22 protein-coding genes are annotated in these 22,879 nt (G+C 53.8%); 11 read left to right on the top strand and 11 right to left on the bottom strand.

Annotated elements, in window-relative coordinates; genetic code table 11:
• The first annotated feature begins 5 nt into the window (after positions 1-5).
• Both AC0KVQ_RS13135 and AC0KVQ_RS13130 read left to right on the top strand, forming a co-directional pair.
• Positions 6-308 (top strand): DUF2818 family protein, encoded by a 303-nt coding sequence (locus AC0KVQ_RS13135; RefSeq protein WP_473421617.1) that lies wholly within the window; start codon positions 6-8, stop codon positions 306-308.
• 244 nt (positions 309-552) lie between these two features.
• Positions 553-786 (top strand): DUF2789 domain-containing protein, encoded by a 234-nt coding sequence (locus AC0KVQ_RS13130; RefSeq protein ID WP_473421616.1) that lies wholly within the window; start codon positions 553-555, stop codon positions 784-786.
• Positions 787-812: 26 nt separating this feature from the next.
• On the opposite strand, the gene AC0KVQ_RS13125 is transcribed toward AC0KVQ_RS13130, so the two are convergent.
• Together AC0KVQ_RS13125 and AC0KVQ_RS13120 are read right to left on the bottom strand one after the other, a co-directional pair.
• A complete protein-coding gene (locus AC0KVQ_RS13125) occupies positions 813-1,301 on the bottom strand; it encodes an enolase C-terminal domain-like protein (RefSeq protein WP_473421638.1) in 489 nt (162 codons plus the stop codon).
• Between the two features lie 400 nt (positions 1,302-1,701).
• Positions 1,702-3,060: a sodium-dependent transporter gene (locus AC0KVQ_RS13120; protein WP_473421615.1), complete on the bottom strand. Its 1,359-nt coding sequence runs from the start codon at positions 3,058-3,060 to the stop codon at positions 1,702-1,704.
• 144 nt (positions 3,061-3,204) lie between these two features.
• On the opposite strand from AC0KVQ_RS13120, the gene AC0KVQ_RS13115 reads away from it, so the two are divergent.
• Positions 3,205-3,531 (top strand): hypothetical protein, encoded by a 327-nt coding sequence (locus AC0KVQ_RS13115; RefSeq protein ID WP_473421614.1) that lies wholly within the window; start codon positions 3,205-3,207, stop codon positions 3,529-3,531.
• A gap of 283 nt (positions 3,532-3,814) precedes the next feature.
• Here the strand turns inward: AC0KVQ_RS13115 and AC0KVQ_RS13110 are convergent, their stop codons facing one another.
• A complete protein-coding gene (locus tag AC0KVQ_RS13110; RefSeq protein WP_473421613.1) occupies positions 3,815-4,615 on the bottom strand; it encodes a FadR/GntR family transcriptional regulator in 801 nt (266 codons plus the stop codon).
• A gap of 435 nt (positions 4,616-5,050) precedes the next feature.
• Here AC0KVQ_RS13110 and ilvD point away from each other — a divergent pair, with 435 nt between their 5' ends.
• From ilvD to AC0KVQ_RS13080, 6 genes are all read left to right on the top strand, one after another.
• Positions 5,051-6,733, top strand: a complete 1,683-nt coding sequence (gene ilvD / locus AC0KVQ_RS13105; protein ID WP_473421612.1) for a dihydroxy-acid dehydratase — start codon at positions 5,051-5,053, stop codon at positions 6,731-6,733.
• Between the two features lie 101 nt (positions 6,734-6,834).
• Positions 6,835-8,160 carry an MFS transporter gene (locus tag AC0KVQ_RS13100; RefSeq protein ID WP_473421611.1) on the top strand — a complete coding sequence of 442 codons (1,326 nt, stop codon included), beginning with the start codon at positions 6,835-6,837 and terminating at the stop codon, positions 8,158-8,160.
• A gap of 137 nt (positions 8,161-8,297) precedes the next feature.
• Complete coding sequence (locus AC0KVQ_RS13095) at positions 8,298-9,263, top strand: D-2-hydroxyacid dehydrogenase (protein ID WP_473421610.1); 966 nt, start codon at positions 8,298-8,300, stop codon at positions 9,261-9,263.
• 53 nt (positions 9,264-9,316) lie between these two features.
• Entirely contained in the window at positions 9,317-10,234 is a 918-nt protein-coding gene (locus tag AC0KVQ_RS13090) for an acetaldehyde dehydrogenase (acetylating) (RefSeq protein WP_473421609.1), read from the top strand.
• A gap of 12 nt (positions 10,235-10,246) precedes the next feature.
• Complete coding sequence (gene dmpG / locus AC0KVQ_RS13085; protein WP_473421608.1) at positions 10,247-11,272, top strand: 4-hydroxy-2-oxovalerate aldolase; 1,026 nt, start codon at positions 10,247-10,249, stop codon at positions 11,270-11,272.
• Positions 11,273-11,473: 201 nt separating this feature from the next.
• Positions 11,474-11,851, top strand: coding sequence for a transposase (locus AC0KVQ_RS13080; RefSeq protein ID WP_473421637.1), 378 nt, complete (start codon positions 11,474-11,476; stop codon positions 11,849-11,851).
• On the opposite strand, the gene AC0KVQ_RS13075 is transcribed toward AC0KVQ_RS13080, so the two are convergent.
• Positions 11,747-12,094 carry a hypothetical protein gene (locus AC0KVQ_RS13075; RefSeq protein WP_473421607.1) on the bottom strand — a complete coding sequence of 116 codons (348 nt, stop codon included), beginning with the start codon at positions 12,092-12,094 and terminating at the stop codon, positions 11,747-11,749. The two genes, AC0KVQ_RS13080 and AC0KVQ_RS13075, sit on opposite strands and share 105 nt — an antisense overlap.
• Before the next feature lie 68 nt (positions 12,095-12,162).
• Positions 12,163-13,887 carry a cation:proton antiporter domain-containing protein gene (locus AC0KVQ_RS13070; RefSeq protein ID WP_473421606.1) on the bottom strand — a complete coding sequence of 575 codons (1,725 nt, stop codon included), beginning with the start codon at positions 13,885-13,887 and terminating at the stop codon, positions 12,163-12,165.
• A 524-nt stretch (positions 13,888-14,411) separates the two neighbouring features.
• On the opposite strand from AC0KVQ_RS13070, the gene AC0KVQ_RS13065 reads away from it, so the two are divergent.
• On the top strand, positions 14,412-15,791 hold the full coding sequence (locus AC0KVQ_RS13065; RefSeq protein WP_473421605.1) for a glycoside hydrolase family 28 protein: 1,380 nt from the start codon (positions 14,412-14,414) through the stop codon (positions 15,789-15,791).
• A 171-nt stretch (positions 15,792-15,962) separates the two neighbouring features.
• Here AC0KVQ_RS13065 and AC0KVQ_RS13060 read toward each other — a convergent pair whose 3' ends face one another.
• A complete protein-coding gene (locus AC0KVQ_RS13060) occupies positions 15,963-16,373 on the bottom strand; it encodes a DUF4332 domain-containing protein (RefSeq protein WP_473421603.1) in 411 nt (136 codons plus the stop codon).
• A 256-nt stretch (positions 16,374-16,629) separates the two neighbouring features.
• Here AC0KVQ_RS13060 and AC0KVQ_RS13055 point away from each other — a divergent pair, with 256 nt between their 5' ends.
• Positions 16,630-16,800 (top strand): hypothetical protein, encoded by a 171-nt coding sequence (locus AC0KVQ_RS13055; RefSeq protein ID WP_473421602.1) that lies wholly within the window; start codon positions 16,630-16,632, stop codon positions 16,798-16,800.
• Here AC0KVQ_RS13055 and AC0KVQ_RS13050 read toward each other — a convergent pair.
• The 5 genes from AC0KVQ_RS13050 to AC0KVQ_RS13030 form a co-directional block, all read right to left on the bottom strand.
• Positions 16,797-18,137, bottom strand: coding sequence for a sensor domain-containing diguanylate cyclase (locus tag AC0KVQ_RS13050; RefSeq protein ID WP_473421636.1), 1,341 nt, complete (start codon positions 18,135-18,137; stop codon positions 16,797-16,799). The genes AC0KVQ_RS13055 and AC0KVQ_RS13050 overlap by 4 nt on opposite strands.
• Before the next feature lie 155 nt (positions 18,138-18,292).
• Positions 18,293-19,473 (bottom strand): IS3 family transposase gene (locus tag AC0KVQ_RS13045; RefSeq protein ID WP_473421601.1). Its coding sequence is split into 2 segments (ribosomal slippage): positions 18,293-19,206 and positions 19,206-19,473, totalling 1,182 coding nucleotides; the frame shifts between segments, so codons are not numbered across the junction.
• 22 nt (positions 19,474-19,495) lie between these two features.
• A complete protein-coding gene (locus tag AC0KVQ_RS13040) occupies positions 19,496-20,689 on the bottom strand; it encodes a PAS domain-containing protein (RefSeq protein ID WP_473421635.1) in 1,194 nt (397 codons plus the stop codon).
• A gap of 81 nt (positions 20,690-20,770) precedes the next feature.
• Positions 20,771-22,096, bottom strand: a complete 1,326-nt coding sequence (locus AC0KVQ_RS13035) for a methyl-accepting chemotaxis protein (protein ID WP_473421600.1) — start codon at positions 22,094-22,096, stop codon at positions 20,771-20,773.
• Positions 22,020-22,382: a cache domain-containing protein gene (locus tag AC0KVQ_RS13030; RefSeq protein ID WP_473421599.1), complete on the bottom strand. Its 363-nt coding sequence runs from the start codon at positions 22,380-22,382 to the stop codon at positions 22,020-22,022. Before AC0KVQ_RS13030 ends, AC0KVQ_RS13035 begins: the two co-directional genes overlap by 77 nt.
• Positions 22,383-22,879 lie beyond the last annotated feature (497 nt).

Here is a 22,879-nt window from a genome sequence, read left to right as displayed (position 1 = left end):
CAACCATGACCCTCATCGCCCTGCTCTTCTATACGCTGGCCATCATCGCCGCCAACCTGCCCTTCCTGACCGATCGCATCCTGCTCATCCGGCAACCGGCCAATGGTCACAAGGCGTTTGGCTGGCGGCTGCTGGAATGGAGCCTGCTGTATGTGCTGCTCGGCCTGTTCGCGCAGCTACTGGAAGCCCAGCGCACGCCGGTGCATGAGCAGAGCTGGGCCTTTTACGTGATCACGCTGAGCCTGTTCGCCGTGTTTGCCTGGCCAGGTTTCGTGTGGAAATATTTCTGGCGCAAGCCTGGTCTGTGACACCACCCACTGCTGGATTCACTACCAGCCCCCCCTCATCGCGCTGTCAGTCATATCGTCTGGCCCGATATCCAAGCATTGACTATGTTGAATGCACCGACCGTAAACTCGTGCCCCTGACTGGACGAAAACGGTTGGCCCTTGTCCGCTGCAAACCTACTCAGGCATCAACACTGCCAGTATGCACATGGCGCCAGCTGGTCATTGGCAATGCTGCAGGCACAGTTTTCATAAGGAGAGCGCGATGAATGCACCTGTCCACGAACTGCATGAACTCTTCTGTCAGCTTGGCCTGCCAGATGACATCAACGGCATTGAAAGCTTTATCGCAACGCATCGCCCATTAGCTCAAACCATCAGATTGGCCGATGCCGCTTTCTGGTCTCCCGCTCAGAAACAATTTCTGCAAGAGGAAATACTGCAAGATGCGGATTGGGCAGAAATCATTGATACGCTCGATAGCCGGTTGCGGGCATAACCCATCACCGGCTATCGAAATCAGCATCAGGCCCGCTTGCCGATTTCGGTCTGCGCCACGGTCCAGCCTGCGATCTGCTCATGCAGGGTAAAGCCATGGCCGGGGCGATTCGGCATGATCATGTGGCCATCGCGAATTTCCAGCCGCTCGTTGAAAGCCGGTTCGAGCCATTCGAAATGCTCCACCCAGGCAGCATGCGGATAGGCAGCGGCCAGTTGCAGGTGAATTTCCATCACGAAGTGCGGGGCCATCACCAGGCCGGCGTCTTCCGCCATCACGGCCACTTTCAGGAACGGGGTGATCCCGCCCACGCGCGGTGCATCGCGCATCACCAGATCAATCGCCCCACGCTTGATATAGGCCGCCACCTCACCCGCACTGGTCAACATTTCCCCAGTGCCAACCGGAGTGACAAGTTGCGCCGCCATCGTGGCATGCCCTTCGACATCGTAGGCATCCAGCGGCTCTTCCAGCCATTCGAGATTGAATTGTTCCATGGCCATGCCCATGCGCAGGGCGGTATCGATCGCGGCAATCGCCTGGGTTCCACACCGCTACGCCCAACCGACGCCACCGCCCACACCATTTTTCCCCACAGGCGGCCAATATCGTTCGGGTCTTCGCCAATCAATCCCGGCGCCACTTCGGCCGCATGGGCAAACTGTGCCGGGCCGCCGGTACGCAGGGTGTAGGTAAATCCCATCCCGCTGTGGCCTTCAGTCGTTAAATAACCATACGCCAACACCGTAGCGCACAACCAAAATCGGCTTCAACTTTTCCGATCTCTTGACGACCAAACAAAGGATAGATGGGAGCAGCTTTCAGTAGCCGCTCCCACTCGTCATCACTCAGCTTCGTTCTGTCCATCTGCGCAAAGCGGCAAATTCTACCGTCACGGCAAAACGTCAGCAGAACCTAGAACACTTTCAGCCCGTGTAGCAGCACGATCGCAATCGAAAACGGCGTTACATAGCGGATCAGGAAGAATACCGCCTGTACCAGCCAGCCGTTTTGCAGCTTGCCGCTGTTGCTGAGCTGTTTCTCCCACTGCGGCAAACCGTAGACCCAGCCGACGAACACGCAGATCAGGATGCCACCCAGCGGCAGCAGGATGTTGGAACTGAGAAAGTCGAACAGATCGAACGGATTCAGCCCGAATAGCTTCCACTCCGCGCCCACGCCTTGCGATAGCGCTGCCGGCGCACCCAGCAGGGCAATCAGCATGATCGTTATTGCAGTCGCGCGCTTGCGGCCGAGCTTGAAGCGTTCACACAGGATGGCGATCGGCACTTCCAGCAGAGACAGGATCGCGCCGATGCTGGCCACGGCGGTAAGGATGAAGAACAGCGTCATGAACAGGGTGCCGCCCGGCATGCTGGCGAACACCGCCGGAATGGTCATGAACACCAGCGATGGTCCGGCAGCCGGTGCGAAGCCAAAAGCGAACACCGCCGGGAAGATGGCGATACCCGCCAGCATGCTCACGGTCAGATCGGCCAGCATCACGCGGCCGGTAGTCACCGGAATATTCTGGTTGTCGCGGAAATAGCTGCCATAGGTAACCATCGTACCCATGCCGATGGAAAGCTTGAAGAACGCCAGCCCGAGTGCGGTCAGGATGACTGCTGGCGTGATCTTGGCAAAGTCCGGCGTGAACAGGAACTTGATGCCTTCCAATGCCCCTGGCAGCGTCAGGCTGCGGATGCCAAGAATCAGCAGCAGGCAGAAGAGCAGGGGCATCAATTTGCGAGTCACGGCCTCTATGCCTCTGGAAACACCGAACACGATGATCCCGCCGGTAATGGCGAGCACGATCCATTGCCAGATCAGCGACGATACCGGGTTTGAAACCAGTGCACCGAATGCCGCGCCGGCGATTTTAGGATCCGTGGTCGAAATCTGGCCTGAAATCGCTTTGAAGATATAGGCGAACACCCAGCCGGCAACTTCCGAATAGAACGCCATGATCAGGAAAGCTGCCGCAAACCCCATCCAGCCCATCGCCTTCCAGCCACGCTGGTTGGGCGGGGCGAGGCGCTCGAACGTGGTCACGGCATTGGCGCGCGCGGCGCGGCCGAGCGTGGTCTCGGCGATCATCACCGGCAGGCCGATCAAGAGCGTGGCGATCAGGTAAACCAGCAGGAAACCGGCACCGCCGTTCGCGCCAGTCAGGTACGGAAACTTCCAGATATTGCCCAGCCCCACGGCCGAGCCGAGCGTGGCGACCAGTACCCCAAAGGTGCTGGTAAAGCCATCGCGATTATGTTGTGTCATGTTATCCCCTCCTTGCGAAGTAGCCGACTATCGCCGGGCGGGAAGGGCGGGTCCATACGGGAAATCCCGTTATGAGCCAGGTGTCGCCGGTGCCGATCAAGCAATTGTGCCCCATCTGCTCCACTAGGGGGCCTGTGCGGAATTTTGTGTGAACGGACTTTTGGCAGGAAACTGCCGCATTGTCCGGAGTCCACATGCTTACCAAGAAACACCCAAAAGTCCAGTCCACAGACCAAGATCGAGCAAACACAAAAAGCCCTGACCGAGGTCGAGAAGCGGCAAAACAGTTTATTGGAAACGATTGAGTACGGCACGCTCTCGCCCAGTGATGAAACGATTCGCGCCCGGATGCAGAAGCTCAAGGCAGAACGGGAAACCTTCCTGATTGAACTGGTCAGCATCAAGCCGCAACAGTCCGTCTCCTTTGACAAGATCGCACCAAGCAGGTCGAGAAATTCCGTCATGCGCTGAGGCAGCGGTTATTCAGCAAGCCAGCCTTCGGCAAGCAATACTTGCAGCTGTTTGTGTCGGGAATCCGGGTGGGGCAGGAAAGTGCAGAGATGAAGGGCAGCTACACGCTGCTGGCAAATTCAGTCGCAGAAATGAAAACGGGCACCTCGGTGCCCACTTTCATACGCAACTGGCGTCCCCACGGGGCTGTGCACCTTTGGATGGTTACTTCCATGCCAAGGAAATCCGCATTGTTGTTAAATAAACCATGCGCCAATGTCGTAGCACACAACCGGAACCGGCTTTAGCTATCGCGACTCACCTCTTGGAAGGCTCGTGCATATTGGCTCCCCTCACCCTGCCAGAACTCACGATCTGTTTCAGCCACCAACAGGTCAGCTCGTTCCATATGCTGTATTGATGCGACTCGTGCGGCAGCTGGATCTCCAGCCTCGATAGCCTTGACGATGGCTTCATGCTCTATCAAGAGTTGCTTCGCGTAATTCTGTCGTCTGGACTCGCTAGCCCGAGTAATGCGGGTACCGAAACCGATCTGTCGGGCATAACTGTTAATCAGTCGTACCCAATAAGGATTATCGGTTGCCTTGGCAAGGCAAAGATGGAAGGCGACATCTTCCTGCACCCCATCCCGTCCATCCTCTAACGCCCGACGGAAATCGGCAAATGTATCTTTAATCTGTTGGAGTTGATGAGGTGTACGGCGCTGAGCCGCCAGTGCGGCCACCTCGGATTCTATGCCCCGACGAAGTTCAATCAGATTTCTCAAAGACTGAACCGATTGTTCAATCTGGGCATCAATCTGGAACGCAGGATCTGCCACCGACTTCCGAACAAACGAGCCACTACCTTGACGCGTTTCAACCAGACCATCGCGCTTGAGAGAAGCCATCGCCTCTCGGATAACCGTACGACTAACACCGAAATGCTGTGACATTGCCTGTTCAGTTGGCAAACGCGTTCCCGGCATCAGTTCACTATTGCGGATTTTTTCACGCAGTACTTTTGCCACACGGGTGGACAGACTCTCGCCAGCGATCATCTCATCGCTGGACGTGCTAACTCCCCAAATATCTTGTGATTCCATCTTTCTAGCCAGCCACTACAAAAATTCATCATACAACAGTACAAGTACGACAGCAATTTGGTTACACACAGCACCACTTGTTTCATAGCTATCTGAAAATACATCTTCGGGCTAAAAATATTTTTCTGAAAGACCATGAAGCGAAAGCTTGTTTTTTTAAAAGCAGATTTGTATGATGACCATATCAAATAACAACAGAACTGTATTTCCATACATGGAATTACATGGCGTTAGAAAAACAAGCTAAGGAGCGAGAAGGTCATGATGGTTTCCAAGTTGTCATTTCCTATGCAGCGAGCATGCATGCCTCCGACCTGGGTTCGGAATTGCTTTTCTCCTCGCTGTCACACCGAGATACGTAATTCCCGCATCGCACCGATGTTGCACTGAGTTTCATCCCAAGCAGTTATCCCTCATTAAGGAGACAAAACCATCATGAGTAAGAGAAGTGACGATATTCTTGAACGCCCAGAGTTTTCATTTAACAGAACGGTTTTCAAATCGCTCGGGTTCTCCGATGACGATCTCTCTCGCCCAATTATCGGTATTGCCAATGCTTGGAATGAACTTGTTCCGGGGCATGAAAATCTGCGCAAAGTGGCCGATTTCGTACGCAAGGGTATTCATCGCGCAGGCGGGACGGTTGCTGAATTCGGAGTGATCGCAGCTTGCGATGGTACGGCCCAGGGCCATGACGGCATGCATTTCATTCTGCCTTCACGTGACATCATCGCCAGCGATATCGAAATCATGGCTCAAGCCCACCGCCTCGACGGGCTGGTGCTGCTAGGCTCCTGTGACAAGATCGTACCAGGCATGCTGATGGCTGCCGCTCGACTAAAACTGCCAGCTATCGTGCTGCCGGGCGGCCCGATGCTGGGCGGTAAGGTATTCGATGGTCGCAAATCGGATCTGACCAGTATGTCCGAGGCGGTGGGGATGCTCAAAAGCAAGCGCATCGATATTGCTGCCTTCAATCAGCTTGAGGACGCCTGCGGGCCATGCAGCGGTTCGTGTGCGTTTTATGGCACGGCCAACACCATGTGCTGTCTCTCGGAAGCCATGGGTATGTCACTACCGGGTGCAGCACTGATTCCAGCCGTGCATGCCGATCGCTTCCGCATGGCCGAAGAAACCGGCAAAGCCATCATGAATCTGGTCAAAAATGGCATCACGGCAGATCAGGTGATTACCCAACAATCGCTTGAAAACGCTGTACGCGTGGCCATGGCCACCGGTGGATCCACCAATGCAGTACTGCACCTCTCAGCCATCGCCGCAGAAATCGACATCACACCAGAAACCATGATGGACATCTACGGCCGCTTCAGTGAATGCACACCGCAAGTCGCCAAGGTCAACCCGGCCTCCAAATACGACATGGAGGATTTTCACAACGCCGGCGGCATTCCGCGCGTGATGAAGGAAATTCAAAGCCTGCTTAATCAGGAATGTCTGACCGTCTCCGGCAAGACAGTGGAAGCCAATATCGCAACGCATCCGAGCCTGTGGCCAAACTCGAACGAAGTGATCAGCACCATGGATCAGCCGTTCAGCAAGCAAAAGGGCCTAGCGATTCTGCGCGGCAACTTGGCTCCGGAAACTGCCGTGACCAAACCGGCAGCTATTGACCCGCAGATGCATCTGTTTACCGGTACAGCCAAGGTATTCAACTGCGAAGAAGAAGCACTTAAAGCCATTCTGGGCGGCGACATTCAGGAAGGTCATGTAATTGTCATTCGCTACGAAGGACCCAAAGGCGGCCCCGGTATGCGCGAAATGTACAAAGCCATGAAATATCTTTACGGCATTGGCCTCGCCAAAAAAACTGCGGTGGTTACTGATGGTCGTTTCTCTGGTACGAACAATGGCTGCTTTGTTGGCCATATCTCACCTGAAGCTGCAGATGGTGGTCCGATTGCCATCGTAGAGGATGGAGACATGATCACTGTCGATATTCCGAACAATGCAATTCATCTGGATCTCAGCGACGAGGTCATCGCCGAACGACTGAAAAACTGGCAAAGACCTGCACCCAAATTCACCCGGGGCTACCTGGGACTGTATGCCCGTTTGGCTTCTTCTGCAGCCAAAGGCGCTGTGCTGACAATCAAATAAGCCCAGCACGGATTGGGGGCGTTCGCGTCTAGTTATAAGACAGAAACAGTCACGGACGCTCTTTGTAATCGCAGCATTTTGTTAACTTGGAGGAGTTCAAAGTGAGTACAACACTGGTAGCAGAAACCCCTTTGGTCGATAGTGAAGACTTCGGCCAGCGCATCATACGAAAAGTATCGTGGCGACTGATCCCGTTCTTGGTCTTGTCGTACATGCTTAACTTTGTTGACCGAGTCAACCTCGGTTTTGCCGCACTGACGATGAACAAAGAACTTTCCTTCACCCCGACGATCTTCGGATGGGGTGCGGGTATTCTATTTGTCGGATATTTCTTTTTTGGCGTTCCCAGTAACCTGGCGCTCAACCGCTATGGTGCTCGACGTTGGATTGCACTGATCATGATCGTGTGGGGACTAGTCTCTGCGTGCATGGCATTGGTCAGCGGGCAAGTCAGCTTCTATATCATTCGTTTTTTGCTTGGCGCTGCGGAAGCTGGATTTTTCCCGGGTGTCATCTTGTACCTGACGATGTGGATTCCGAAAGCCTACCGGGCACGGATCACATCCCGCTTCATGTTTGCACAACCGATCGCACTGACGCTGGGTTCACTGCTTTCCGGCTGGTTGCTGCAGATGGATGGCATCATGGGTTTGGCGGGTTGGAAGTGGATGTTCATTCTGGAAGGCTTGCCATCCACCATTGTCGGCATCATCGCGCTCTACTATCTAACCGACAAACCACACAGTGCCAAATGGCTGGAGCCAGCAGAACGCAAATGGCTACAGGAAGAACTGGACAAGGAAAGCCGTCAAGTCGAATCCACGCAAAAGATTGGCACCTTCGAAGTGATGAAGAATGGCCGAGTCTGGTTGCTGTGTGCGATCTATGTCTGCATGGTGGTAGGTGTTTACGGCGTCAACATGTGGCTACCGCAGATCATCAAGAACTTCAGCGGCACCATTAGCAGCGGTCAAATTGGCATACTTGCAGCAATTCCTTTCATTGCGGCGTCAGCAGGTATGCTGCTGATCGGAATGAGTTCCGATAAGTTCAAGGAACGCAAATGGCACGTAACGCTATCGACCGGGGTGGCCGGCACAGCGCTGCTGGCCAGCGCATTCACCCAGGACAATCCGACACTGACGATCCTGCTTCTTTCCATCAGCAGCATTGGCATGTATGGCTGCATGCCTCTCTTCTGGACCATTCCGCCAACGTTCCTGACTGGTAGCGCACGAGCAGCGGGTATTGGCTTCATCAACTCGATTGGCAACTTGGGTGGCTTTGGTGGCCCGATCATTGTCGGCATGATTCGGGACACCACCGGTTCGTTCATCAGCGGTCTGATCTTCCTTGGCGGCTGCGTCATTCTGGGCAGCATTCTGGTGCATATCGTTGCTAAGCGTGCTGAGGCTTCGTTGGTGTAACAGATCGCCATTTCCAAAGTCGTGGCGGGTCTTTATTTGTATGATGATCAATCAACATTACAAATTACAGACCCGCTTCCCTGATTTTTTTCTTAGCACGGCAAGACCTTCTCCATTCAGTATTTTGGATGAATCTCATGGAACACATCGTCTTTCTTGATCGCGCCACCATCGCATCACAAATCAAACTGCGCGCACCGGGCTTTGCACACACGCTCGTGGAATATCAGCAAACCGCGCCAGAACAGGTTGTTGAACGATTGGCAGAAGCGTCGATTGCCATCAACAACAAAGTACGTCTAACTGCTGAAGTACTTTCACAGCTACCCAAACTACGGATGATCGCTGCGGCATCGACCGGTACGGACACAGTCGACAAAGCCTATTGCCACGCCCACGGCATTGCCATCACGAATATTCGGGGTTATTCGATCAACACGGTGCCGGAACATACCTTTGCTCTCATGTTGGCATTGCGCCGTAATCTATTGGCTTACCACGGTGACATCCTCGCTGGAGAATGGCAGAAATCCAGTCAGTTCTGTTTCTTCAATCATCCCATTCACGATCTTGGCGGTGCGCGTCTAGGCATCATTGGGGAAGGCTTGCTAGGTCAGCGCGTCGCGGAAATTGCCCGAGTGTTCGGCATGAAAGTCATGTTCGCCGCCCACAAAGGGAAAAACGGCATGGGTCCGCTCTATACCCCCTGGGATGAAGTGCTGGCCACCAGCGACATCATCAGCCTGCACAGTCCTCTTACACCAGAAACTCGCAACATGATTGCAATGACGGAATTCCGCCAGATGCAACGCAAACCGTTGCTGATCAATACCGGCCGAGGTGGGTTAATCGATGAAAGCGATCTGGAAATTGCACTCACCGAAGGCCTGATCAGTGGTGTTGGTCTCGATGTGGCGGCCTGCGAGCCACCACCTGCGGATGCCGCCATCATGCGCATTGCCCACCTGCCCAATGTCATTGTCACGCCACATGTAGCCTGGGCAAGTGATGAAGCCATGCAAACGTTGGCCGATCAATTGATCGACAACATTGAAAATTTCGTGGCCGGACACCCCACCAACCTCGTTCTAGGCCACTACTAATCTACCAACCCACTATTTATCACGATCTCCATCGACTACTTGAGAGCTAAAACATGAGCCAAAGAATCCGCTGTGCCCTGATCGGTCCAGGCAATATCGGCACCGATCTGTTGTACAAATTGCTAAGAAGTCCAGTACTGGAACCCGTCTGGATGGTTGGCGTTGATCCCACTTCAGAAGGGCTAAAACGTGCCCGCGAACTCGGACTGAAAACTACTGATCAGGGAGTGGATGGCTTATTGCCACACATCGCTACCGACAATATTCAGGTCGCATTCGATGCCACATCAGCCTATGTGCACAAAGAAAACTCCGACAAGCTGACTGCGCAGGGCGTCATGGTCATTGACCTGACCCCTGCCGCGATTGGTCCGTTCTGCGTACCGCCGGTGAATTTAAGAGAACACATTGGCAAGCAGGAAATGAACGTCAATATGGTGACCTGCGGCGGGCAGGCAACCATTCCGATGATCGCCGCCATTTCACGCGTTCAGGCCGTGGAATACGGCGAGATTGTCGCTACCATTTCTTCCAAATCCGCCGGCCCGGGCACACGAAAGAACATCGACGAATTCACCCGAACAACATCTGGTGCCATCGAGAAAGTTGGCGGGGCAAGGAAAGGCAAGGCCATCATCATCATCAACCCGGCCGAACCGCCTCTGATCATGCGCGACACGGTGCATTGCCTGACCGACGATGAACCAGACCAGGCCAGGCTTACCGAATCAATCCATGCCATGGTCCAGGAAGTGCAGAAATACGTGCCAGGCTACAAAGTGGTAAACGGTCCAGTCTTCGATGGCAAGCGCGTATCGGTCTATTTGGAAGTAGAAGGTTTGGGAGACTTCCTGCCGAAATTTTCCGGCAACCTGGACATCATGACCGCAGCCGCCGTACGCACTGCCGAAATGTTTGCTGAAGAAGTATTGGCAAGCAAAACCGAACGTACAACCGTCCCGGCCATATAAGGAGAAATAACAATGACTGTCCATGGAAAACAAATCACTGTTCACGATATGACCTTGCGTGACGGCATGCATCCGAAGCGGCACCAGATAAGTCTGGAGCAAATGAAAGCGGTGGCGACCGGACTAAATGCGGCTGGCGTACCACTGATCGAAGTTACACACGGGGATGGGCTGGGAGGGGCATCCGTTAATTACGGTTTTCCTGCACACAGCGATGAGGAGTATCTGTCTACCGTAATCCCGCTACTCACTCACGCCAAGGTCTCAGCCCTGCTGATTCCCGGAATCGGCACAGTGGATCATCTGCGCATGGCGCGCGATCTTGGTGTACACACCATTCGTGTGGCCACGCACTGTACCGAGGCCGACGTATCGGAACAGCACATCACACTTGCACGCAAGCTGGAAATGGATACCGTTGGCTTCCTGATGATGTCACACATGGCTGAGCCGGAAAAACTGGTTCAGCAAGCACTGCTTATGGAAGCATATGGTGCCAACTGCATTTACATCACTGACTCGGCCGGGTTCATGCTGCCGAATTATGTGAAACAGCGGATCGGCGCCGTACGCGAGGCTCTCAAGCCGGAAACCGAAATAGGCTTTCACGGCCACCATAATCTTTCAATGAGCGTGGCAAACTCGATTGCTGCTATTGAAGCAGGTGCAACGCGTATAGACGCAGCCGCCGCTGGGTTGGGTGCAGGTGCTGGCAATACGCCTCTAGAAGTTTTCATTGCGGTGTGTAACCGAATGGGGATTGAAACAGGTGTGGATCTGTTCAAGATTCAGGATGTAGCCGAGGATATCGTGGTGCCCCTGATGGATCAGCCAATCCGTGTGGATCGGGATTCGTTGACGCTGGGTTACGCAGGTGTGTACTCCTCATTTCTGCTCTTCGCTAAGCGGGCCGAGAAAAAATATGGCGTGCCTGCAAGGGAGATCGTGATGGAGCTTGGTAGGCGGGGTATGGTTGGTGGGCAAGAAGATATGATTGAAGATACTGCTCTTACTCTAGCCAAGACAAAGTGCATTTAGACAGCATTCTGATCTGATGTGCGCCAATCGGCAGAGTGGATATGCCGGTTTGCGCACAATCTAGGCTGGACGCGTGGCTTCAGGCCCTCACGACTGCATGTCCGCTCGGCCAATCCACCGGCCCGTCAAAGGATGGAGGTCGTAATCAGGGCAATCCACCAGTTAAGCAGGAAGCCATCCCAGTAAACGTCAGCGTCATCGATTAGTAAAGCATGCGCCAATGTCGTAGCACACAACCGGAACCGGCTTCAACCACTCCGATCTCTTGACGACCAAACAAAGGACAGATGGGTAGCAGCTGTTCCTGGAATTGGCCCTATCACCGCCACGGCATTACTCGCCTACCTTGGTGATGCTCGCCAGTTTGCCAACGCCGAAACTAGCTGCATAGCTGAGCTTAGTGGCCCGGCAGCACTCCAGTGCCGGCAATGCTGGCCACTCACGACCATAACGGTGTTGCATGCCTCCGATAGATTAGCAGGAAGTATCCAACGATGTGGGATTCGCCAGATTCGGCATCATTTCTTGTGCGTCGATGACGCAGTCATACAAGGTATCGTGGTGCCAAAAGATATCTAACTGTGCACCAACCGGCACAGTAGATACGCCGGTTGGCGCACAATTTGGCGTAATCTCAAACTCTGCTATTGAAGTAATTCCATCATTATCAAACTGCACTATGGTATTACCACCTTCATGGAACCAGTTAACGCTATAGCCTTGCAGGGCCATGGATTCGCCAGCCAAGGGAAAATTCTGGTCACCAGCACTGTCGACATTGGCATCGATGACGGAAAAATCGAGTTTCTCTGTCCCGCTCACCAAGTCAGTACAATCCCACCTACGCTGCTATAACTCAGGTTTTCGTAATCGTCTATACCTCATATGAGTCAGGCATGAACCGCGCTCGCGGTGTTCTGTTGCGGGGCGAAGCGCTTCTTGACATGGTTTGCCATCCCCATGGCCAACTCCTCCTCACCGAAGAAAACGATACCCAGTTTCTCCTGACGCAGCAACGACGATTCATCTTCACTGTGTGTGCGTAAAACAATCTCAATATTCGGATTAAGCGCCCTTGCTATGTCGGCCACCTGGCGAACATTGATCGAATCAGGTGTTGCCACGACAAGCATGGCAGCATCTGCGATGTGCGCTTGAATCAATACCGAAGCATCCGCGGCATTGCCTGACACTGCAACGACGCCCCTTTTACGCAGATCCTCAACCAATTCGCGATTCTGTTCCGCCACCACGTAGGGAATGCCATTACTCTCCAGCACGCTGGCGATCCGGCTTCCCACCCGGCCGTAGCCCACCAAAACGACTTGTCCTTCAAGATATTTGCGCTCTGTGCTCATGGGCAGTTCGGCATACGGATCCTCTCGGCATTCCAGCTTTCTAGCTATTTCTGAGCGACTGAGCACCCAGCGTCGCAATGGCTCAATCGCCGCAAACAACACCGGATTCAGTGCAATGGAAATAAGCGCACCAGCCAGCACCAAACTCATGCCTTCAGCCGGCAACAGCCCAAGGGAAAGCCCAAGTCCGGCCAGAATAAAAGAGAATTCACCGATCTGCGCCAAACTGGCCGAGACGGTTAACGCAGTGTTAAGCGGATAGCGGAAGGCCAACACCAAGGCGAGTGCAGCAATGGATTTGCCGAAAATGATAATGGCCAATACGCCCAGCACATGTATAGGCTGCTCAAGCAGGATGGTTGGCTCAAACAACATGCCCACCGACACGAAGAAAAGCACTGAGAAGGCATCGCGCAATGGCAAAGACTCTTCGGCCGCACGATGACTGAATTCAGATTCACGCATCACCATGCCAGCAAAAAACGCCCCCAACGCAAACGAAACACTGAAGAGCTGCGCTGCGCCGTAGGCTATGCCAATAGCGGCGGCAATTACTGCCAAGGTAAACAGCTCGCGCGATCCCGTGCGAGAGACTTGCCACAACAACCAGGGCAATACACGGCGCCCCGCAATAAGCATCAGGGCAATAAAAAACGACACCTGCAGCAAGGTGTATCCGAGAGTCATCCAGAGCGGTTTTGCCTCAACAACTGGTGTCGCCATGGTGCCACCGAGCACACCGGCTAACGGCGGCAACAAGACCAGCACCAGCACAGTCGCCAAATCCTCTACTACCAACCAGCCGACGGCGATACGGCCGTTCATGCTTTCAAGTACCCCGCGGGTTTCCAATGCCTTGAGCAACACCACGGTACTGGCACATGACAACGACAGACCAAAAATCAAACCACTACTCCAACTCCACCCCCACCACCACGCCACCAGCATCCCCAACAGGGTAGCCAACCCCATTTGCACCACGGCGCCTGGGATAGCAATGCGTTTGACGGCCAATAGATCATTAAGCGAGAAATGCAGGCCAACGCCAAACATCAGCAACATGACACCGATTTCGGAGAGTTGGGAAGCTAGATGCACATCCGCCACGAAACCCGGCGTGCCCGGGCCAATGATGATGCCAGCCACGAGATAGCCAACCAATGCTGGCATCCTAATTCGCTCAGCGATAAAGCCAAGAATCAGGGCCATGCCAAAACCGGCAGCAAGCGTGGTAATCAGAGGTATGTTGTGTTCCATTTATAAACCATGGGAAGTAAGCATTTATTGGGTATGTAGCGTGATTCGACACGGGCACACAATCAAATGCGACCAGATCCAGATGCCAAAGTTCTGCGCATGATACTAGCGAAGCCGCACCAGATCACCAGCAACCCACTCTCGAAAACCACCAGAATACGTATGACAACATATAAAAACACAAAAACAAACCAATGATGCATAATTAAACACAAACAAAATTTAAAAATATAATTATTAATAATCAATATATTAAATAAATAAACACCACAAAACACAAGAGCTGACTGTAGCAATGTCGCAAAATTACAATCAGCAGATGTATGACAACATACAATCAACCCAAGGCACTGCAGCCAGAAAACGAGCAGCAGGCATGCCTTATAGGATCGTTCAGTGACTTCGAACAGGAAGCCGTTGCAAGCCCCCCCCTGGAACGAACTGACCGTCCCGATTTTTTCATGGCAATAACAAATACATCGACATGCACATTCGGCCCAATGTCAATCAAAAAGGAGAGTTCAATGCACCCATTTATCTATCTATCCATCGCGGCCAGCCTGGCCATGGCCTTTCCCACACTGGCTCAAGCAGATGCCCACATCAGCATCCCTGCCAAAGTCTGCGATGTGACAGCTTATGGAGCCAATGGAGTTCATCAGCAGATTGAACCCAATACCGAATCCTTTCAGAAGGCAATCGACGATTGTGCCAGTGCTGGTGGCGGTACCGTTCGCGTACCCGCCGGCAACTGGCTGGTCGCACCGATTTTTCTGAAGAGCAATATCCGCCTGCATCTGGAAAAGAATGCCACGCTGGTGGCCTCAACCGAAGAAGCCAGCTACCGCGCCACACCAGAGACCAAGTACGCCGAGGCTGAAAACGGCTGGCTGCCGTTCATTAGCGTGGCAAACGCCAATAATGTGGAAATCAGCGGTGAAGGCACCATTGACGGCCAAGGTGCGGTCTGGTGGGAACGCTGGCGCGCGAATGTCCGCGCTGACGCCAGCAAGCGCCGTTCAACCGATCGGCCACGCCTGATCTACATCAAATCGAGCCAGAACGTGCGGGTACAAGGATTGAACCTGTACAACTCGCCGAGCTTTCATGTGGTGATGCGTTACTCGGAAAATGTTGACGTAACCCGCACCCGCATCGTCACACCGTGGCATGCCCCGAACACCGATGCAATCGACCCGATCGACAGTCGCAACGTGCGCATCACCCATAATTACATCGACTGCAACGATGACCATGTCGCGATCAAGGCCGAGAAGTTCGATCCCAAACATCCTGATGGCGTGGTCAGCAACATCTACATCGCACACAACACGCTAATGCAGGGACGCGGTATCTCCATCGGCAGCGAATCATCGGGTGGCGTGACCAAGGTGCTGGTCGAGCACAACACCTTCAAGGGTTCAATGTACGGTCTACGTATCAAGAGTCCGCGCGGCAAAGGTGGTAACGTCAACAACATCGTCTACCGTGATACCAAGATGACTGACGTCTGGGTGCCATTGGTGTTCTCCGCTTACTACCAGGGAGCACCAGCCAAACAGGAAGACCAAGACAAGATCCTGAACGCGGGCGGTTTCCTGCTAGGCGACCAGATCTACCCGGCTGATACCGATCCAGCCTTGCCATTTGACAAGGTGAAGACGCCACACTTCAGCAATGTCCTGGTAAAGAATCTGGTTTCGACCGGCAAGTCGGTGGCCGCCGCCTATGTGGTGGGCGTACCCGAAGCGCCGCTGACGGGATTCACCCTGGAAAACGTCAAGATCGAAGCTGACAAGGGCATGCTGGTTCGCAATGCCGAGATCAAGGGCAAGAAACTGCAGCTCAAGATCAAATCCGGCCCCGCCATCACCCAGCAAAAGGACGGCGTGGTTAACCGCTGATCGTCAGGCACCTTTGCCTATCTCTGCAGTGCGCCCTGGAGAAAAAAAATCGGCATTCTGATGAATGCGGAATTACAACCTGGCCCCGGCTTGCGCCGGGATGCCAGGTTTAGCGCCAGCACTGTAATTTCGCCAGGGATGCGGCCATAACAGAAAAACAAGGATGCCCCATCAGTATTCCAGCATACGCGGCAGGTCCTTGGCTTGTTCGACCCACTTGGTAACTTCAGTTTCCGAGGGCAATTTGCGGGTCAGCTTTTTGGCTTCGTTGACGGCTTGCATGGCCTGGGTAAGATTCGCCGCATTGCGTCTTGCCAGTTCTGGCACCGTATCCACTCCGGCCGCTTCCAGCAATTCCGAATATTCCGACCCCACCCCCTTGATCCGGTATAAATCCACCATATTAGCGAATTTCAGGATCGAACCTTCGGGCAACCCGGTCTTTTCTGCCAGCTCCTTGCGCTGTTTGGGCGTGCGGCAATTGGCCAGCAAGCCATCCGTATCCTTGATGCCTGCGGCTCGAAGCTTATCCGCGGTAGCCGGGCCAATACCCTCAACATCTTCAATCTTTGCGTTTGCCATGGTTCTGTCTTCCTTTCGGGTTGCAATAGGCAGGTGGATGAATCACCTGGTTTGACCCTAGATCAAGAATCCTGCACCGCAAGCGCCAACAGCATTCCGCAGCGGCAGATGGCTGGATGCCATCCATTGGCATAAAAGCCACATTGCTGACACTGTCACGTATGTATCTCCTTCCGAGTTGGTCCTCTCGATCAACGACGTACCCAGACGGTGTTTGTGCTTGAAGCTTCCGGTGATCGGGTTGGATGGCAAAGTCATGGCCATCCACCACAAACTGGTCGAGACAGCCATCACACTGGTGGATCGATTTCAGGCGGGAACCTTGGCCATCGGGGAGTTGTTCCAGTTCCTCGCCCATGATGTTGTGGTCCGACACATGCTCGGGGCCGATCGCGAGTTTTTCCCCTATTTGAAAACCCAGTGTTAACAACACCCCGAATGGGCACAGACTTGGTTGCGACCGCGATGTTTGGCGTCATACAAGGCGTTGTCGGCGAATCCGAGCAAGGTGTCGAGGTTGATTTGCATGTCGAGTTGCGTGACTACGCCAATCGACACGGTAAAGCGCAAGGGCATGCCATGCGCCAAAGAAATCATGGTGTCAGCAATGGACTGGCGTAACCGTTCAGCAACTCGCATGGCCTGCAGTCCAGCCGTCTGCGGCAGCACGACCGCAAATTCCTCACCACCAAACCGACCCACGAAATCAATCTCACGCAGCGTTGCATGACACACTGAACTCAATGTTTTGAGTACCAAGTCACCAGTCTGGTGGCCATAGGTATCATTAATCGCTTTGAAGTGATCAATATCCATCATTAACACGGATATTTGTCCGCCATAGCGCTTGGTGCGAGACAATTCCTGTTCGGCCAAATGCATGAAGTGTCGACGGTTAGCCAGCCCTGTCAGCGAGTCAGTCTGCGCGAGGCGTTCCAGTTCCTTTTCTACTTTCTTGCGTTCCGAGATATCCCGCGTAACACCCAGAACACTGACAGGGAGGCCCGCATCATCAAGGATCCAGGTCGTCACAACTTCAGTGGAAATGATCTGCCCATCACGATGCGGCTGTTCAACCTCGGTGACCGCAGTCAGATTGGAGCAATCGCCTTTCGCAATACGCTCCAGCATTGCCGCAGTTTCGGCCTGTACCACCCTGGCTGACTCGGGCGTCAGCGCAGCCTCAAACGGTTGCGCCATAATTTCTTCAGGCGTAAAACCGCGCAGCCGTTCGACCGAAGGACTGATGTAGGTAAATTGCATACTGGCAACATCAAGCGTCCAGATCACGTCGTGGCTGTTCTCAGCAAGCAGGCGATAGCGCGCCTCACTTTCGCGCAATCGATTTTCTGCCTGACGGCGGTCCGTAACATTTTGCAGTAGGGTGACCACGCCCTGCTGTACACCCCGTAATGGCAGCACGCGCAACACGAACCAGCGACATCCACTGGGCGCGTGGCATGGATATTCGAGGGTAAATTCATTCAATTCGCCGCTCAGTACCTTCTGAATGCCCGACAAGACAGCCGATGCGTTGCCATTATTGAGTAACCCATGCGCCTGATTGCAGACCTCCAGGTAATTAGCGCCTACCGAAACCTGCGCCATCCCGGTCACACCATCGATATCGGTTTGCTGTCGCCAAGCGGCATTGACCGCAGTAATCACACCCTGGACATCCATTACGGCAACGTATTCGGTCAGGGAGTCGAGAATGCTGGTAACGAATTCCTTCTGATCGCGTAGCGCATTCTGTGCTGCCATAACGGCACCAACATCACGGAACGCCAATACCACGCCACGCTGTCCATCAAGATCAGCAACATTTGTTGCAGCGTACTCCGTGGCAAATGCTTGGCCAGCCTTGTTCCAGAAGTAGTCTGTACCGACCGCTTCCCCGCCCTGGTTCAGTGTAGTGGTCAAGTTTTTTCGGACACGCCGATAGGTTGTTTTGCTGCCATTTCTCGTTCGTAGACGGCGGGTGGCAAATAGCCCCGTTTCGAATGCAATCGCACGTTGTTGTAAAAGCCAACGATGTAATCCGCCACATCGCACATGGCCTCGGTATGGTTGGCGTAGTCGCGTTGCCAGACCCGTTCCATCTTCAAATTCAGGAAGAAACGCTCCATCACCGCATTGTCCCAGCAGTTACCCTTGCGGCTCATACTGGCACGTAAGTCATGTCCTTGCAGCAAGGCTCGATGGGCTTCACTGGCATACTGACTCCCTCGGTCCGTATGCACAATCAGGCCTGCAGGCGGGTTGCGTTGCGCAATGGCCATTCGCAACGCTGCGCAGACCAACTCTGCCGGCATTGTCGGGGCCATTGCCCAGCCCACGATCTTGCGCGAGAACAAATCCATCACCGCAGCCAGGTATAACCAACCGCTGCGGGTACGGATGTACGTTATATCTGCTACCCACGCCTGATTCATACTGGCAGGCTCAAAATCACGCTTCAGCAAGTTCTCGGCAATCGGCAGATCATGGTGACTGTCCGTCGTGTGAATGAATTTTCGCTTCCACACCGGACGTAATCCACTGATTCTCATGAGCCTTCTGATCCGGTGGCGGCCCACCGCAATGCCTTGTTGGCACAGCGCCTGGTGCAAGCGTCGGCTCCCGTAACTGCGACCGGATGCAGCAAACGCAGCTTGCAAGTGAACCGTCGTTGGACAAGTCCGAATCGGCGGCCTTGCACGCTGGCGCGCCGCATAGAATCCCGATCGGCTCACACCCAAAAGCATACACAAACGAGCCACCGAGCTGACCTTCTGTTGCAACTGATCGATACAGCGGTAAATCACTTCAGTTCTCGGGCAAAGAAGGCCGATGCTTTTTTTAACAGTTCGTTATCCTGGCGTAGTTGACGAAGTTCCGCTTCCAACTGACGAATGCGCTGCTGCTCAGCCGTCAGCGGTTTGCCAGCCCCCGGCAATCCAGCCTGTTCGTCTTCAAACTGTTTGATCCAGCGACGCACCGCTGTTTCACCCAGATTCAGATCCCTACAGACCTGAGCTACGCTCAAGCCCTGCTCCTTTACCATCCGGGCCACTTGCAGCTTGAAGCTGGTATCGAATGCCCTGCGTCCCCGTGTCATGTAACTCCCTCCAATAGGTGAATCATCCACCTATCGAGGTGTCCGTGGAAATTAGACCACCACACAGCACTTTGCAAATGGGGCAGTCTTCAGCAGGATAGCGGTCGCCATCAGTGGCTGTTCGATGCACGGTCGCATGCAAGTCCTTCCCGACCAGTTCTTCAGGACGGTAACCCAACAAGCGTGCACCTGCGGGATTAATGAACGCGATCCGTCCTTGTTGATCGATCCCGCAAATGCCTTCTGCAACAGTATCCAGAACCGTTTTCATGCGTGCGGTGGCAATGTGCTCTCGACGTGCCGACTTGCTCGAAATGAATGTCAGCCAACTGACCACCATCAGCAGCACAACCAGTCCACCACCGGTTGCGATAGCTCGATTTCGCCAGGGCTTCAGAATTTCTTCGCGTGAGAGACTGACAACAAAGGCGATGGGCAACGTCTTGTGTTTGCGATAGGCAACCTGCCGCTCAATACCATCGACTGCCGAAACCGCAGTGAACAGGCCTGATGGTTTTCTCGTCATGTCGCCGAGAACCTTGAGATTGAATCGCTTGCCAGTCGCTCCAGCATCGGGATGGCGCATGATCACGGCACCATCACTGCGCACCAGCGAGTAGGCAGCGGTTTCTCCCAGATTTAGCTCGCTAACCGCCTGAATGAAAACGTTGATATCGATGGCAGCCATTGCCACCCCGGCGAAGGTGCCATCTGCTGCCGTAATGCGACGGCTGAGGTTGAACACCTTATTGCCCGTGGTTTTACCTGTAACAGTTTCACCAATAAACAGGCCAACATCCTGCGCCTTCTGGACGTTGAAATACTCACGATCGGTGGCGTTGTTCGTGGAATGACGCAGATGGGAAGCCATGACCGCCAAACCATCTGCCCGGTAAAGCCACAACCGGCCACTGATCGGGAGCTGATTGGCCATTTTTGAGAAAACCGGCCAACGCTGATCTGCCCCCGAGTTCATGATGTCGTGATCCTGCACTTCGTCCAACACCCGGTCAAGAACGGCGTCGGCATTGGCAATCACATAGGAGGTTTGCGTTTCAAGCAAGCGCGCCACATTGGCCTGCTGGATCGCCGCAGCTTCAAGCGTGTCATGGTAGTCGTGCCACAGCCAGACACCAGCACCCAAAACAATGACACTGCTCAGCAATACCCACCGGAGGATGGAGTAGAACGATGATCGAAACGTCAACGGCACCATCAAGACAGCTTTCAGAAAATGTTGTCCATAGGATTTTTCAAACGCTTAATGCGTCAGTCAATCAAACTTTTCTTGCCCGCTTTAGCGCAGCCGGAACTTTGAAGCGGCTTCATGCAACTCCTTGGCCAAGGCATCCAGATTCTGCAGCTGGTCATGCGCGGAATGCACGGCCGCATCAGACGATTCAACCATCTGGGCGATCTTCTCGATATTCACAGCGATACTATTACTGGCCTGGCTCTGTTCATGCGCAGAATTGGCCACTTCACGCGTTTTGACCAGGCTCTGTTGCGAACTGACATGGATCTGGCGCAAGGCATCAGCAGCCTGCACTGCCAACGCGACCCCATGCGTAACCTGCTGCTTGACATCATCCATGCGAACCGCAGCCTGATCAGTATCTTCCTGCACAGCATGGATGGTGCGGGTAATGTCCTGCGTGGCACCCGAGGTGCGCTCAGCCAGCTTGCGTACTTCGTCGGCCACCACGGCAAAGCCTCGCCCTTGCTCACCCGCACGCGCGGCTTCAATGGCTGCATTCAATGCCAGCAGGTTGGTCTGGTCGGCAATTTCCTTGATCACCGCGCTCATGCTGTCGATCTCGCGTGAGCGTTCCACCAGGCCGCGTACCAGTTCGGTCGCGGTGCTGACGTTATCCGCAATGCGACGGATCTCTTCTGCGGCATTGTTGGCCTGCACCTCACCCACGGAAGACAACTCAACCGAGGCTTGCGCATTGGCTTCGGTTTCGTGTGCGTTGGTAGAGATATGGTTAATGCTGACCGTCATCTCCTCGACCGCTGCGGCTGTCGATGAAGTGGCTTCGGCGGTTTCGCGTGCACCCTTGCTGACATTATCCATTTGGTCGGTCAGTTCTTCGGCGGAATTGGCCAGTTGTAGCGATGCCACGTTGAAGTGTTCCACCATGGTGCGCAAGCCATCCTGCATGGCCTTGATCGAACCCAGCAAACTTTCCTGACTGCCCTCAACCTGGATATTGCTGGCCAAATTACCTCGGGCAATTTCGGTAGCGATTTCTGCCGCGTACTGCGGCTCACCCCCCAGTTGTCCCAGAATCTTTTTGGACATGCTCAAGGCCAGTACTGCCACCACAGCAATCAAAACCAGCGCGCAACCCAGTAATACCAACGCCTGATTCCAGAACGCTTCTTCAATATCGTTCAGGAAAAAACCGGTACCAATCACCCAGTTCCAAGGCTCGAACGCGATCAGGCCATTCAGTTTCGGTGAATCCGTTTTCTCTCCCGGGCGAGGAGTCAAAATATTGACATAGGCCATGCTGGATTTGGCCAACGCCTCGGTATAGACCTCAGACAGCGTACGGCCATCCTGCTGCTTGGCACCAAGATCCTTTCTCGCCCTCGGGCTTGCTCGGGTGCGTGACAATGATGTGATCGCGAGTACGAATAAAGAAATAATCATTTTGCGTGCGCAAATTGCCGACGGCCTTCTTGACCTGAGCTTGTGCCTCTTCACGGCTGAGGGTGCCGGCTTTTTCCTGCTCGTGGTAATACTTGGCCACGCTGACCGACATCTCCAGCAAGGTCTTGATCTGGGCCTGTTTCTCCTCAACCAGTTGCTGCTTCAGGGTATACAACGCAATGGCGGACACAGTGATCAAGCCGATCAGTGCGGCAACGATGATCAACCAGATTCGGGCTTTCAGCTTCATGGACAACTCCGGCAATAGCAATTTTTATCGTCTTGACTGACACGAATCCGTAACGGAACGCATCTTTGTGGTGCATGAACGCATAATGCTCTCACAAAAAATGTTCTAGTTATTAGCGAATTCCATCCTTGTGCATTACTTTTGAAGACCACAAACATGCTTGATCAGACATCATGGTCGCAGGCAGTACACGCATTCGGCATCCGTAACCATGTCCAGTTCTGGCGTCTATACTGACTTTGGCCGATAGGGTCACGGGGTTGTGGCAGAAGGAATTTTCAGTTTACGGCCATCAGCTCCCCCCGTTGAAGTCATGATTTCCCAAAGGAGTAATTCATGCGCCTTCTTACCGGATGTCTTGTTGGCATGGTCATGAGCGCCCATGTCCTTGCGCTTGATTTGAGCAGCCTCAGCAATAAGGACGCCGTGGGTGGCTTGAAAGATGCGTTAACGCAGTGTTCAACGGCTGCGGTCTCCAAACTCGGCATCGAAAATGG

Source organism: Formivibrio sp. oc-25 (assembly GCF_055810895.1).
Note: the sequence above shows the minus strand (reverse complement) of the source record. Positions and strands in the feature narration are given on the sequence as shown.